Origin of the sequence: Anaerosolibacter sp. (assembly GCF_029240175.1) — a bacterium.
Classification (GTDB): domain Bacteria; phylum Bacillota; class Clostridia; order Peptostreptococcales; family Thermotaleaceae; genus Anaerosolibacter.
Genome location: NZ_JARBTM010000011.1, coordinates 131522 through 146412 on the forward strand (window position 1 = coordinate 131522; position 14891 = coordinate 146412).

General features: G+C 35.9%; 17 protein-coding genes. 16 read left to right on the forward strand and 1 reads right to left on the reverse strand.

The annotated features are described in order from the left end of the window. Positions 1-21 precede the first annotated feature (21 nt). From K0R93_RS09730 to K0R93_RS09805, 16 genes are all read left to right on the forward strand, one after another. Positions 22-1512 carry an Rne/Rng family ribonuclease gene (locus K0R93_RS09730; protein WP_300300571.1) on the forward strand — a complete coding sequence of 497 codons (1491 nt, stop codon included), beginning with the start codon at positions 22-24 and terminating at the stop codon, positions 1510-1512. Between the two features lie 128 nt (positions 1513-1640). Further along, on the forward strand, positions 1641-1952 hold the full coding sequence (gene rplU, locus K0R93_RS09735; protein WP_300300660.1) for a 50S ribosomal protein L21: 312 nt from the start codon (positions 1641-1643) through the stop codon (positions 1950-1952). 11 nt (positions 1953-1963) lie between these two features. Then, positions 1964-2296: a ribosomal-processing cysteine protease Prp gene (locus K0R93_RS09740; protein WP_300300574.1), complete on the forward strand. Its 333-nt coding sequence runs from the start codon at positions 1964-1966 to the stop codon at positions 2294-2296. A 3-nt stretch (positions 2297-2299) separates the two neighbouring features. Beyond that, the gene (rpmA, locus tag K0R93_RS09745; protein WP_300300577.1) at positions 2300-2602 is read left to right on the forward strand and encodes a 50S ribosomal protein L27; all 303 of its coding nucleotides are present in this window, start codon (positions 2300-2302) and stop codon (positions 2600-2602) included. A 197-nt stretch (positions 2603-2799) separates the two neighbouring features. Continuing rightward, a complete protein-coding gene (gene obgE / locus K0R93_RS09750) occupies positions 2800-4077 on the forward strand; it encodes a GTPase ObgE (protein ID WP_300300579.1) in 1278 nt (425 codons plus the stop codon). A 231-nt stretch (positions 4078-4308) separates the two neighbouring features. After that, on the forward strand, positions 4309-4602 hold the full coding sequence (gene yhbY / locus K0R93_RS09755; RefSeq protein WP_300300581.1) for a ribosome assembly RNA-binding protein YhbY: 294 nt from the start codon (positions 4309-4311) through the stop codon (positions 4600-4602). 174 nt (positions 4603-4776) lie between these two features. After that, positions 4777-5451: a nicotinate-nucleotide adenylyltransferase gene (gene nadD / locus K0R93_RS09760; RefSeq protein ID WP_300300584.1), complete on the forward strand. Its 675-nt coding sequence runs from the start codon at positions 4777-4779 to the stop codon at positions 5449-5451. Positions 5452-5464: 13 nt separating this feature from the next. Continuing rightward, positions 5465-6052, forward strand: coding sequence for a bis(5'-nucleosyl)-tetraphosphatase (symmetrical) YqeK (gene yqeK, locus K0R93_RS09765; RefSeq protein WP_300300587.1), 588 nt, complete (start codon positions 5465-5467; stop codon positions 6050-6052). Then, complete coding sequence (locus tag K0R93_RS09770; protein ID WP_300300590.1) at positions 6049-7290, forward strand: LCP family protein; 1242 nt, start codon at positions 6049-6051, stop codon at positions 7288-7290. The genes yqeK and K0R93_RS09770 overlap by 4 nt, the downstream gene beginning before the upstream one ends. Before the next feature lie 101 nt (positions 7291-7391). Further along, on the forward strand, positions 7392-8396 hold the full coding sequence (locus K0R93_RS09775) for a calcium/sodium antiporter (RefSeq protein WP_300300593.1): 1005 nt from the start codon (positions 7392-7394) through the stop codon (positions 8394-8396). A 35-nt stretch (positions 8397-8431) separates the two neighbouring features. Then, a complete protein-coding gene (rsfS, locus tag K0R93_RS09780; RefSeq protein WP_300300596.1) occupies positions 8432-8785 on the forward strand; it encodes a ribosome silencing factor in 354 nt (117 codons plus the stop codon). 38 nt (positions 8786-8823) lie between these two features. After that, positions 8824-9474, forward strand: a complete 651-nt coding sequence (locus tag K0R93_RS09785; protein WP_300300599.1) for a helix-turn-helix transcriptional regulator — start codon at positions 8824-8826, stop codon at positions 9472-9474. Between the two features lie 11 nt (positions 9475-9485). Then, a complete protein-coding gene (locus tag K0R93_RS09790; protein ID WP_300300602.1) occupies positions 9486-9869 on the forward strand; it encodes a RidA family protein in 384 nt (127 codons plus the stop codon). A gap of 218 nt (positions 9870-10087) precedes the next feature. Further along, positions 10088-11158 (forward strand): pyridoxal-phosphate-dependent aminotransferase family protein, encoded by a 1071-nt coding sequence (locus K0R93_RS09795; protein WP_300300605.1) that lies wholly within the window; start codon positions 10088-10090, stop codon positions 11156-11158. A 14-nt stretch (positions 11159-11172) separates the two neighbouring features. After that, the gene (locus tag K0R93_RS09800; protein WP_300300608.1) at positions 11173-12084 is read left to right on the forward strand and encodes a D-2-hydroxyacid dehydrogenase; all 912 of its coding nucleotides are present in this window, start codon (positions 11173-11175) and stop codon (positions 12082-12084) included. 11 nt (positions 12085-12095) lie between these two features. Further along, positions 12096-13343 carry a DUF1015 domain-containing protein gene (locus K0R93_RS09805; RefSeq protein WP_300300611.1) on the forward strand — a complete coding sequence of 416 codons (1248 nt, stop codon included), beginning with the start codon at positions 12096-12098 and terminating at the stop codon, positions 13341-13343. A gap of 45 nt (positions 13344-13388) precedes the next feature. On the opposite strand, the gene K0R93_RS09810 is transcribed toward K0R93_RS09805, so the two are convergent. Beyond that, on the reverse strand, positions 13389-14756 hold the full coding sequence (locus tag K0R93_RS09810; RefSeq protein ID WP_300300614.1) for a D-alanyl-D-alanine carboxypeptidase family protein: 1368 nt from the start codon (positions 14754-14756) through the stop codon (positions 13389-13391). Positions 14757-14891 lie beyond the last annotated feature (135 nt).

Genomic DNA, 14891 nt, shown 5'->3' on the forward strand with positions numbered 1-14891 from the left:
TTCTTACAGGGGGATATTGGAATGAATGAGATAATTGTAGACTCTAGTTTAAATCAAACAAGGGTAGCCTTGATGGAAAATAGGGAACTCGTTGAAATATACGTAGAAAGAGAAGACACGAAGAGAATCGTAGGAAATATATATAAAGGAAGAGTTACCAATGTTCTGCCAGGCATGCAGGCTGCATTTGTAGATATTGGGTTAGATAAAAATGCATTTCTATATGTAAAAGATGCTATTCCGCCTTATATGACTGAGAATCATGATATTTCTACAAAGGACATATCTATTCGTGATGTTGTAAAAGGGGGACAAGAAATCATTGTGCAGGTGATAAAAGAACCCATTGGAACAAAGGGAGCACGAATCACAACCCATTTAACTTTACCTGGCAGATACCTGGTCTTGATGCCCCATGTAGATTATGTCGGTATCTCTAGGAGAATAGAGTCTGAGGACGAACGAGAGAGACTAAAGCAAGCTGTAGAAGAAATAAGACCTAAACATATTGGTGTGATTGCAAGGACAGCTGCTGAAGGCAAAGAGCAAAAAGAGCTTAAAGAAGATTTAAAATTTTTGCTTAAGCTCTGGCAAAAAATTGATCGTGAAAGACACTTAGGATTTGCGCCTAGAGTGATACATAAGGATCTGGATCTGCTTCAAAAAACTGTGCGGGATATGTTTAGTAATGATATTGAACGTTTTATCATGAATGATCGAGAAAAGTATAAATCTACACTAGATTTTGTAGAACTAATTTCGCCTCATCTTAAAGATCGTGTAGAGTATTTTCAATCTGAAGTAGATATTTATGAACATTATCAAATTGAAACCATGATTAAGAATGCGCTTTCTAGAAAAATATGGCTAAAAAGTGGTGGATATATTATTATCGATCAGACAGAAGCCCTGACTTCTATTGATATAAATACTGGTAAGTATGTTGGAAGTACAGATCTTGATGATACGGTAGTTAAGATTAATAAGGAAGCTGCAAAGGAAATTGCAAAACAACTACGACTAAGAGATATTGGTGGTATTATAATCGTAGATTTCATAGATATGATAAACAAAGATGCAGAGAAAGAAGTGCTTTATATATTAGAGAAGGCAGTAGCTAAAGATCGAACGAAAACAAATATATTAGGTATGACACAACTTGGACTTTTGGAAATGACAAGAAAAAAGGTGAGGCAGAGAATCGATTCGATCCTTCAGAAAAAATGTCCATATTGTGATGGGACAGGAAAAGTTCTTTCTGAATATACCGTTATCCATAATCTTGAGAAAGAAGTTCGAAGGATTTCCTATCATACAAATGCAGAAGCGGTTTTGTTCGAAATAAACCCGACGGTTTTGTCTGTGCTAACTGAAGATAACAATTATTTTATCAGTGATTTAGAGAAGGAAACCAAATTAAAAATATATCTGAAAGCTTCTGAAAACATACATAATGATGAAATCCATACGAGAAGCATGGGGAAACTCGATAAAATTCAAAGTCTTTTATAGTTTTTTTAGAGAATCATTGACTTTTGAATAGGAGTATGGTATCATTTTTATTTGTAGGAAGCCGCTCAAATCGGGTTTTAAACGTAAGTACCTTGGATTTGGCGAGACTGGTTAGAGGAGGTGTAATAATGTACGCTATTATTGAAACAGGTGGAAAACAATACAGAGTTCAAGAAGGTGACACACTTTTTATTGAAAAGTTAGATGTGACTCAAGGTGATACTGTAGAATTTGATAAGGTATTGGTTTTATCAAAGGATGGTCAGTTAACTGTAGGATCTCCAGCAGTAAATGGCGCGAAAGTTTCTGCAACTGTAGTTGAGAATGGTAAAGCTCCTAAAATTATCGTTTTCAAATATAAGTCTAAAAAAGACTATAGAAAGAAGCAAGGACATCGTCAGCCGTATACAAAAGTAAAAATTGAAAGTATCAATGGATAGGTTGATGATCCATGATTAAGATTATCATTGAAAGAGATATCCATAAGAGAGTTATAGGATATACTGTGGAAGGACATGCCAATGCAGCTGAGTATGGCCAAGATATAGTGTGTGCAAGCATTTCGGTGTTGGCTCAGACTGCAATCTTAGCATTGCATGATCTGTTATCCATTCACGTTATATATGAAATGGAAGACGGATGGATTAGCTGTAAGCTCCCAAACAATCTTTCCGATAAATTGTTGGTTCAGGCCGATCTAATTCTGAGTACGATGCTGATTGGTATGAAAGCTACGCATAATATGTATTCTAAGTATATAGAACTCCATGATAGGGAGGTGTAAGTAATGTTATTTAATATGAATCTTCAGCTTTTTGCGAGTAAAAAAGGGGTAGGTAGCTCCAAAAACGGTCGTGATAGCGAAGCGAAAAGACTAGGTGTTAAAAGAGCTGACGGACAATTTGTCAATGCAGGAAGTATCCTTGTAAGACAAAGAGGTACGAAGATCCACCCTGGAAATAACGTGGGTAGAGGTGGCGACGACACGTTGTTTGCAACAACGGACGGCGTGGTTAAGTTCGAAAGAAAAGGAAAAGATAAGAAACAAGTAAGTGTATACCCAAGAGAAACAGCTGTAGCTGCTGAATAAAAAAACCCCTTATATGGGGTTTTTTTTATGGTCGTGTTCATTTCAATTATTTTTCTTCAGGTTATAAGTGATAAATGTGGGCATAATAAAAATAGTTGACACCATAGAAACAGTTGGTATAATAAGTTTATTAGTAAAAGAAGGAAATGCGCATATTGAAATGAAAATATTGAAGAATGGACTAAGGGTGATATATAATGTTTGTAGATAAAGCAAGGATATTTGTAAAATCCGGAAAGGGTGGCGATGGATCGGTTTCTTTCCGTAAGGAGAAGTATGTTCCAGCAGGAGGCCCTGATGGGGGAGATGGCGGAAGAGGCGGCGATGTTGTTTTTGTTGTTGACGAGGGACTCCGTACATTGATGGATTTTCGCTATAAGAAGAAATACATAGCAGAAGAAGGGGAAAAAGGAAAAGCTAAAAAGATGCACGGCAGAGATGCCCAGGATCTAGTATTAAAGGTTCCACCTGGGACAATTGTTCGAGATGAGCAAACGAATCTAATTATTGCTGATTTAACAAACCATGGAGAGAGGGCCATCATCGCAAAGGGTGGTAAAGGCGGGAAAGGCAATGTTCATTTCACTACGGCTACTAGACAAGCTCCCAATTTTGCAGAAAGTGGCGGTCATGCAGAAGAACGTTTTGTTATATTAGAACTAAAGTTGCTAGCGGATGTTGGGTTAGTAGGCTTTCCGAATGTAGGTAAATCTACGATGCTATCCGTAGTTACCAGTGCTAAACCGAAGATAGCGAATTATCACTTTACAACGATTACACCAAACCTAGGTGTCGTTGAAGTGCATAATAAAAGTTTTGTTTTGGCAGATATTCCGGGGTTAATTGAAGGTGCTCATCAAGGTGTAGGGTTGGGATTAGAATTTCTAAGACACGTTGAACGTACCAAGTTACTTGTTCACGTTGTCGACATTTCTGGTTCAGAGGGCCGAGACCCCATTGAAGATTTTCATAGAATCAATGATGAATTAAGGCATTACGACGAACGTTTGTCAAAAAAATATCAAGTGATAGCAGCGAACAAGGTAGATTTATTAGAATCTCAAGACGTATATAATGATTTTGAAGCAGCGATGAAAGCCCTAGGGTATGAAGTGTTTCCAATATCTGCTGCTACCAATAAAGGTCTTGGAGAATTGTTATCTTTTGTAGCCAACAAACTTGATGAAATTAAGGAAATACCTATATACGATGAAACTGAAATTTTCAAATACTATACACCTGACGAAAACGAAAATCATAAAATTGTTGTTAGAAGAGAAAATGATTACTACGTTGTAGAAGGAAGACCAGTAGAAAAACTTATCAACTCAACCAATTTTCAAGATATGGATTCATTAAGATATTTCCAGAATTTTCTTAGAAAGAGGGGTATTGTGGATGAATTAAAAGCAATGGGTGTTCAAGATGGAGATACTGTTAAAATGTATGATTTTGAGTTCGAATACTATGATTAATTTTGATATGGGGGTACAAGATTTAGTATGAGCTGCTTAAATTGCCAGAATTGTAAACAGGGAACACATGCATATTTCTGTCTAGAAAAAAATGATTTTGTTATTAATGAATGCCATACAAACCAAATGCTCGAAAATAAAGAGAGAAGTGGCTGGAAAAAAGGTAGTAAAAACTATGAAATTCATAGACGCAAGGCTAGAAAAGAGGTTGAAGTTTAAAGGAGGATTATTTTGATTACAGGGAAACAAAGGAGTTATCTTAAGAGTTTAGCGAATACAATAAAGCCGATTACCCAAATCGGTAAGATGGGTATTACTGAAAGCTTCATCAATCAATTAAATGAGGCATTAGAAGCAAGGGAATTAATAAAGATTCATGTCCTTGAAACAAGTCTTTTAAATACAAAGGATGCAGCGAATGAAGTTGCCCAATTAACTGAATCGGAATTTGTCCAAGCAATTGGGAATAAATTTGTGCTATATCGAAAGGCCAAGGAGAATCCAAAGATTCAGCTGCCTAATTAAAATAAAATGACAGTAAAAAGATCGGGGTCACACCCGATTTTTATTTATATATAAATGTATTATTTGTTACTAAAGTCAACCCAAAGTTAAGACAATTGAAATGACACTTCAAATTATGAATAAAATGGTGTATAATTATCAAATTAGAAGATAAACCCAAAGAGGTGTAATCAGATGGATATAGAAACAATCATAAAACAAGCAGAGAAAAAGCAAAATGAAATCTATAAAAAAAGTGAAAAAATGGAGAAAATAGCCGTCATGGGTGGAACCTTTGATCCAATACACCATGGACATCTGGTTATTGCTGAACAGATAAGATGTGAATATAATCTAGATAAGGTGATTTTCATACCTGCTGGTATTCCTCCTCATAAGACTGGCTTACCGGTATCTGATTCAAAGCATAGATATGCTATGGCATTGCTTGCCACAGTAACAAATCCTTACTTTGAAGTATCCAAGATTGAAATAGAAGACGCTAGTATTTCATATACAATTCATACAATTAAGAAGTTAAAGCAGATTTATAAAGATAATACAGAATTATTTTTCATAACAGGTGCAGATGCAATTTGCGATATAGAGACTTGGAAAGATGTAGATGAACTATTGCACATATGCCACTTCATCGCAGCTACCAGGCCTGGTTTAGAATCACCTTTTGTAGATAGAAAAATTAAGGAACTACAAAAAAAATACAAAGCAGATATATATCAAATGGATGTTCCTGCATTGGCAATATCGTCGACGGATATTAGAAGAAGAGTCACTCAGAATCAGTCAATAAAATATCTTGTTCCTGAATCTGTTGAATACTATATTTATAAAAATGGACTATACCGATAAGGGAGTAAAAAGTATGGATATTAAAAAAATTCAGCAAGATTTGAAATCTTTATTAAGTCCCAAGCGATATTTGCACTCCTTAGGTGTGCAGGAAACAGCAATATTTTTAGCAAAAAGATACGGCTGTACCGTAGATAAAGCAAGTGTAGCAGGATTAGTGCATGACTGTGCGAAAGATTTAAATAAGCAACAAATGTTGAATTATGTTGATGAATTTGATATAATCATAGATAGTGTGACAAAAAAGCAAACCGAATTAATGCATGCTGTTGTTGGCAGAGAATTTGCTCGCATAGCGTTTGGTATTCAGGATCAAGGAATTTTAGATGCAATTCGGTATCATACCACGGGAAGAGAGGGTATGACACTATTAGAAAAAATCATCTATTTAGCGGATTACATTGAGCCAAACAGGAATTTTCCAGGCGTTGATGAATTAAGAAAAGTGGCTTTATCTAATTTAGATAAAGCCACTTTAATGGCTACAGATCGAACAATTTCCCACCTTATCTCCCAGGGTAAATTAATACATCATGATACAATCTCGGCTAGAAATTCACTTCTATGTATGAAGGAGATTGGAACAGGAGTGAGTAAATGAAAAAGTTTTTTAAAATTTTAGTGGTTGCCTTTGTATGTTTTGCGTTAATGATGGGTACGGGACTATATATTTTTTTGAATAGCATCAGCAGTGGGGCCGGTTCAGAAAACGAGACAATACCTGAGGATGCACCCCGCGGCAATGAACCTGTAAATGTACTCATTGTAGGGGTAGATGCAAAGGATGCCAAAAATGCGAATGGTGTACGAACTGATACCATCATGGTTGCAAATTTTGACCCCAAAACAAAAGCAGTTAATATCATCTCTATTCCTAGAGATACCAGAGTAATTATCCGAGGACATAAGGGACAAGATAAGATTAATCATGCCCATGCTTACGGCGGAATAGATCTTGCAATGAAAACGGTTAAGGATTTTCTAGGAATAAATGTGGATTATTATGTCAGAATCGATTACAAGGCCCTAGGTCAAATTGTAGATGATCTTGGCGGTGTAGAAGTCGATGTACCAATGAATATGAAGTATACAGATCCATATGCAGATCCACCACTGAAGATTAATCTTCAGAAGGGCTTGCAGGTGTTAGATGGAGATAAAGCAATGCAGTTTGTTCGCTTTAGAAAAGGATATACTGATCAAGATTTAGGAAGAATTGAAGCACAGCATACATTTTTAAAAGCAGTTGCCGACAAGCTTTTGAGTCCTCAAACGATTCTAAAATTACCTAAACTTGCAAAAACTTTTGGCACTTATGTAGACACAAATATGCCTGCCTCAGCCATTGCATCTTATGCAGCCCAGGCCCCAGGTATAAATATGGATAGCATTAATATGTTAACCATTCCGGGAGAACCAAAGTTAATCAGTGGCATATGGTATTTCATTGCTGATAAGGAAAAAATGAATACAATGCTGGAAGGCTTACAATATGAGACAGAGAAAGCATCTAATGGTATAATCGGTAGCATTATTCAGAAGAAAGAAGAACAAGAGGTTACAAGCAAGGCTACTGTAGAAGTACTTAACGGTTCAGGGGTAGCAGGACTTGCGACGAAGGTCGGAAAAAAGTTAAAAGATGAAGGGTATAATGTGGTAAATATTAATAATATTAATGGCATGAAATACAGCCAAACCCATGTTTATGATCGAAAAAACAAAGCAAGCGAAGCGAAAAAGATTGCTAAGCTACTGGATGTTAAAGATATCGAAACAGATCTTAACCCAGATGCTGAGGCTGAAATAACCATAATTGTAGGAAGTGATTGGAAAGAATAGACACTGATATAGTGTCTATTTTTATTTATGTTGCCAGAGGGAATATGTCATCATGTAGCCGTGTATATATTAACATGCATGAAAAAGAAGGAGCTGACTACATGGAAAATATGATGATTTATGTTTTGTTTTTTACTGGATTGTTTATAATAATTAAAGCAGGAGACTTATTTGTTGATGCAGCAGTTTGGATTGCAAAGGTGACCGGAATTCCGAGCGTTTTAATTGGAGCCACCTTAGTAAGTCTTGCAACAACATTGCCAGAACTCTTTGTTTCTATGATTGCAACATTAGATGGTCATATAGATATGTCTATAGGTAATGCGATCGGTTCGACAATATGTAATATTGGCCTTATCTTAGGCATGTGTGCCATTATATCACCAATACCAATCCGTAGAAGATTTTTTAGTATAAAGGGATTTTTAATGCTCGGTGCTGTAGGAACTGTATACATGATGGCTTTTAATCGACAGATTAGCCGAATTGAAGGATTTGTATTGCTTATCCTTTTAATAATATATATAATAATAAATATCTTTGAAGTATATACCCATAAAGAGGATAGATATACTGTTCGATTTCAAGAGAAAAGTTTTAGTACTGCATTATTAAAGAATGCAGCTAAGTTTATTATTGGTGCTGGAGGCATCATTTTAGGGGCCAGATTACTCGTAGATAATGGGGTACGAATTGCTGAAATTTTAAATATACCTGAACAGATCGTAAGTTTGACCCTTATTGCATTGGGTACTTCATTACCAGAACTAACTACTGCCCTCATTGCAATGATCAAAGGGCATGAAGGAATTTCAATAGGCAATATTATTGGAGCCAATATTCTCAACTTAACCATGGTGCTTGGTACTTCATCAATCATTGCGGAAAATGGTTTAATTATTTCGTCAAGAAATTTTGAAGTGTTTGGAAAAAATATTATGGATTTTCCTCAAACACTAGCGTTAGATGTACCTTTTGCAGCTTTATTAATGACAATTCTTGTGATTGGTGGAACAGCTAATCGTAAACTAGGAAGACTGGATGGCGTGTTATTAATGCTATTATACATAGCTTACCTAACAATACTTGCTCTGATCTCTTTCTAAAGGTTGACATATCTTATTTAATTAGGAGGTTATACATGCATAGAGAATCTAGAGAAATGGCGATGAGTATTGTCAAAGCAATTGATGAAAAAAAGGGACGAGATATTGCTTTGCTAAATATTCAACATGTTTCAAGTTTTGCAGATTATTTTGTAATAGCTCATGGTACTTCTACAACCCATGCAAAGGCAATTGCTGATGCTGTTGTAGATAAGCTAGAAGAAATTGGCATTATACTGGATCATAAGGAAGGTTATAACGATGGTACTTGGATTTTATTAGACTACATGTCTGTGGTGGTACATGTATTTATAGAGGATGAAAGATATTTTTATAATTTGGAGAGAGTTTGGAAAGATGCGACCTTTGAGAATGTTGATATTTTATAAATAAGAAAATAAAAAGAGTCGAACAAAGGGGGATTTAGATGAGCACAAGTATTCATCCTATATTGAAGAGTATTATGCCTATTGTCGAAGGCATTGCAAAAACATTTGGTAAAAACTGTGAGGTTGTGCTTCATGATTTCAATAATTTTCAGAGTTCAATTATTGCTATTGAGAATGGGCACGTTACAGGAAGAAGCCTTGGAAGCCCTATGACTGAAGTTGGCCTACAGGCAATTCGTAAAGGGAATACCAATGATAGTATTCTCAACTATACAGGGAAAAGTACCGATGGTCGGGCACTAAAATCAAGTACGATGTTCATTAATGATGATAACGGACAAGTAATTGGATGTCTATGTATCAATTTTGATATGTCTGAATTAATTGTCGCTCAAAATGCAATTCAAGAGCTTACACAGACTGAAAATAAAGAAGACTTGAAGCAGAGTGATTATTTAAGTAACAGTGTGAATGATGTATTAAGCAGTATCGTTACCAATACATTGGAGGAACTCGGAAAACCAGTTGCATATATGAGTAAAGACGAAAAAGTAAATATTGTTAAGCGCTTAGATGAACAGGGGGCTTTTCTAATCAAGGGTGCGATAGATTATGTGGCGAAAGTGCTATGTGTATCAAGATATACAATTTATAATTATCTTGATGAGATCAGAGTAAATAAGCAATAGGAGGTTTTAATTTGGAAAAGAAAATTATTCAAACAGAGCAGGCTCCAGCAGCAATAGGTCCTTATTCTCAAGGAATTCAAGCAGGGAATTTGGTTTTTACTTCAGGACAGTTACCTGTAAATCCAACTACTGGAGAGATGATTATCAATGATATCAAAGCAGAAACTCGCCAATGCTTAGAGAACGTGGAAGCAATTTTAAAATCTTCTGGCACATCATTAAAAAATGCAGTAAAACTAACTGTATTCATCAAGGATATGAGCCAATTTGCACAAATCAATGAAGTATACGGTGAGTACTTCCCAGAAGACAAGCCCGCCCGTTCTTGTGTTGAAGTAGCAAGACTTCCGAAGGATGCGAATATTGAGATTGAAGCAGTGGCAATGATTTTATAGTGTTTTCATTTAAAAGATTATGATATAGAAAAGTGGTCAATAATATTATTGGCCGCTTTTTTATAGCTACAATATGTTTTAGATATGAGCTTGTTAAAAAAAGTATAAATAATAGATATTGAGTCGAATCATTAATAATGGTATTATAGAATGGGCAACTTAGGAAGGATAGGGAGAAAATCTCTCTATTAAATAAATTATACATAGGAGGGTTTAAAATGCATAAAAGATTATTCATTCCTGGACCTGTTGATGTGGCTGAGGATGTTCTACAAAAGCTAGCTACGCCGATGATTGGGCATAGAACAAAAGACGCTTCTGAGCTACAAAAGAGTATTACTGAAAAAATGAGAAAGGTTATGTACACGGAAAACGCTATCCTTTTATCTACGTCTTCTGGTAGTGGTCTTATGGAAGGTGCTGTAAGATCTTGTACAAGAAAAAGAGCGGCTGTCTTTTCAGTAGGTGCTTTTGGTGACAGATGGTATAAGATGGCTACAGCGAATGGTGTACCAGCTGATAAATTCTCATCAGAATTAGGAAAACCTACTACTCCTGAAATGGTAGAAGAAGCACTTTCTACAGGAAAATATGATTTAGTGACAATTACTCATAACGAAACATCAACTGGTATTATGAATCCTGTTGAAGAAATTGCAGAAGTAATTAGAAAATATCCCGATGTGATTTTTTGCTTAGATACAGTAAGTTCCCTAGGGGGTACGAAAATTGAAGTGGATAAGCTAGGTGTGGATATATGTATTACATCTACTCAGAAGTGTTTAGGTTTACCTCCAGGAATGGCCATTTGTTCATTCTCGCCAAAGGCTATTGAAGCAGCAAAGCAAGTTGAAAATAGAGGCTTATATTTTGATCTGTTAGATTTATATAACTACGTTCAAAAGAAAGATCACCAATATCCATCAACACCATCTCTGCCTCACATGTATGCATTGGACTATCAATTAGACAAAATGTTAGCTGAAGGTCTAGATAACCGTTTTGAACGACATCTTGAAATGGCGAAGTATGTTCGCGCTTGGGCAAAAGATAAGTTCGAGATGCTGGCAGAAGATCAATATGCATCAAATACATTAACAACAGTGAAAAACACAAAAAATATCAGTGTTAGTGATTTAAATAAAGAGTTAGGTAAACGAGGGTACATGATTTCTAACGGCTATGGTGATTTAAAGGATGTTACTTTTAGAATTGCCCATATGGCTGAAACTACGATTGAAGACATTAAAACATTATTGTCTATTATCGAAGAAATCTTAGGATTATAGTAGGAGGAATCAAAGTGGCAAAAATTTTAATTACAGATGGAATGGAACAAAGTGGTGTTTTAGCTCTTAAGAACGCAGGGTTTGAAGTTGTTGAAGAGTTTTATGAACCAGATGTATTAATGGAAAAGATTAAAGAATTTGATGCCATCGTCGTTAGATCTGCTACTAAGGTAAGAAAGCCGATTATCGATGCAGCCCTGGAAACGAAGCAGCTTAAGCTGGTTATTCGAGGTGGAGTAGGTGTAGATAATATTGATGTAGAGTACGCTATGGAAAACGGCATAAAAGTGATGAACACACCGTTAGCGAGCAGTGCTTCTGTAGCAGAGTTGGCGATTGGACATATGTTTGCCATAGCCAGACATATTCATATTGCAAACGTTACCATGAGAGACGGTAAATGGAATAAGAAACATTATGAAGGAATAGAGTTAGGCGGGAAAACGCTTGGTTTAATTGGATTCGGAAGAATTGCCAGAGAAACTGCTAAAAGAGCCAAAGCCTTAGGAATGAACGTGATTTATACGAATAGGTCAGGTAAAGTTGAAGGTGCTGATGAATATACATACATGCCTTTTAATGAATTATTAGCTCAGTCTGATTTTATATCACTTCATATTCCTGCAGGTCCAGGGGGGAAGGCTGTTATTGGAAAAGAACAGTTCGAGATGATGAAGAATGGTGTATATGTAATAAATACTGCCCGAGGCGGCGTAGTTTGCGAAAAGGCTCTTCTGGAAGCACTGGATTCTGGAAAAGTAGCTGCTGCAGCTATTGATGTGTTTGAAGAAGAACCAACGAAAAATGAAGCATTATATACCCATGATAAGATATCCTTAACCCCTCATATTGGCGCATCTACTGGAGAGGCCCAAATGAGAATTGGAGAAGAAATCGTTGAGATTATCACAAACTTTTTTAAATAGGAGGATGAAGAATGGCTGTTGTTAGACCGTTTAAAGGAATAAGACCAAAACAAGAGTTAGCGGATAAAGTAGCATGCCTTCCGTATGATGTAATGAATCGGGAAGAGGCAAAGGAAATGGCAAAGGGAAATCCTTATAGTTTTTTACATGTTGGGAGATCGGAAATTGATTTGGATGATTCTGTAGATGCCTACGATCCAAAGGTTTATGAAATGGCTCGACATAACTTAGACAAAATGATTGAAGATAACATATTATTCCAAGATGGCCAACCAATGTTTTACATTTATAGACAAATTATGGATGGTAGAGTACAAACAGGTATCGTGGGTTGTACCTCCATTGATGATTATATGAATGATATTATCAAGAAGCATGAATTTACAAGACCTGAGAAAGAAGTAGACCGGATCAATAATTTCGATTACTGTGATGCTAACACAGAACCAATTTTCTTGACCTATAAGTCTAATAAAGAAGTGAATACGATTGTTAATGACTGGATTAAGTTCCACAAACCAGTTTACAATTTCACTTCAGATGATGGTATTACACATATTTTTTGGGTTCTCGATAATCAAGAGTTAGTAAGTAGAATACACGATATTTTTGCCAGTATAGACTATTTATATATTGCTGATGGACATCATCGTTCAGCGTCATCTGTCAAAGTAGGCTTAAAGAGAAGAGAACAGAACCCAAAATATACTGGAAATGAAGAGTTTAATTTTTTCATGTCAGTAATATTCCCAGATGAAGATTTGTTTATCATGGATTATAACAGAGTAGTAAAGGACTTAAATGGCTTCTCAAGTGAAGAGTTTATAAACAAAGTAAAAGAAAAATTCAATGTAGAAGTTTATAACGGTGAAGGGCAGTACAAGCCTGAGCAAAAGCATACGTTTGGAATGTATCTAGACAATACATGGTATAAGCTTACAGCAATGGAAGGGACATATGATGATACAGATCCAGTAGATCGATTAGATGTATCTATTATGCAAAAGAACTTGCTTCAACCTATATTAGGAATTGAAAATCCGAGAACAGATAAGCGAATTGATTTTGTTGGAGGAATTCGTGGACTAGGTGAACTAGAAAAACGCGTTGCAAAAGATATGGTTGTTGCCTTCTCTATGTATCCAACAACAATTGATGATCTAATATCTATTGCAGATGCAGGTGAAGTAATGCCTCCAAAATCAACTTGGTTTGAACCAAAACTTAGAAGTGGTCTATTTGTCCATAGATTATATTAATAAAAAAAAGCCGTGATTGAACGGCTTTTTTTTTATTAAACATCCTTACATTTTTCTATAATTTGATTTGTTTTTTTTATGGAAAATAGGAGATCGTGCACTGTCTACCATGATAGGCCGCCTTGAGGATTTAAATCTTCTATGGTTAAGACGCCGCCAAGTAATATAGGTTCGCCAAGCAATATAAAGTGACAGTAAGATGATGAAGAACTTCATGATATATTTTCCTGGACTCTGCTCATTAAAAAATATGGTGGTAATACCTTCTCGTTCTTCAATAGTTTTTGCAGCGACAAGATTCACTTTACCTAATTGATTGCCATTAGATGAAAATATAAGTGAGCCGACGACATCACCCCGCTGAATAGGTGCCCGAAGGTTATCAAGAATCTTTATTGATTGACTAACCTGCGGGGATGTTTCATCCTTAGGATAGGCCTTGTATAGTTCTTTCTGGGTAAGTACTTCTAGAGTAGCTTCTTGCCCACCTTCTATAGGTATTGTTTTTATGGGTTGGCCACCTTCAGTCAGCTTAATATAGCTAAAATTATCAAAGCCATAATCAATTAACGTTCTTGTATCAGTATAAATATTCGTGCCCTGAGCCTTTAACACGACAGCTATTAATCGATGTCCATCCTTTTTTGCTGAGGTCACTAAGCACTGCTGCGCTTTAATTGTATATCCTGTCTTTATCCCCTCGACGATATCATATTTTATATTTATCCATTGTCCTTTATAATTGATTTTATTGCTACCACCCACACCCCACAGAAAGCGATTTGAAGATTTCAGGTAGCGAGTCTCAGGTTGTTTGTCTGTAGGTGGGATCTGATAACGAACCGTTTTAACAAGATCAGGAAATGAAGGCAATGTCATAGCATATTTTGCGATCATTGCAAGATCGTATGCTGTTGTAACATGTTCATCATTGGGTAGCCCATTTGGATTTACAAAATGGGTGTTTTTCGCGCCGAGCTCTTTTGCTCTTTTATTCATAAGTCTAGCAAAATCTTCAACGGAGCCAGAAACATGCTTAGCTAAAGCGACAGCAGCATCATTTGCAGATTCAACCATTAGCGCGTAAAGCAGTTGTTCAACCGTGAACGTTTCACCTTCAATGGCATAGATTCTGTTGCCATCGGTAAAGGGTGTTTCTTTATCAATCGTAACGATATCTTGAAGTTGTGTGTTCTCTAGGGTAAGAATAGCAGTCATAATTTTTGTCGTGCTGGCAGGATACATAATGTCAAAAGCATTCTTTTCATATAAAACATCTCCAGTTTCAGCATCAATAAGAATACCACTAGGAGCAGAGATGTCTGGAGGAGACGCTGAAGCTATCATTGGATGCAAAAAGGTGTTTATTAGTATAATGATTACGATAAAAATGCCGATTTTATTTCTCTGCATGGATCCACCTCTCAAACAAGAATTTAAACGTACTATAATAGTATAACAAAAAAAATAGAAAAATTTAAGGAAATTAAAATTAATCCTAATATGTAAAAAAAAGGATATATAAAATTAATGTAGAAATTTTACGTT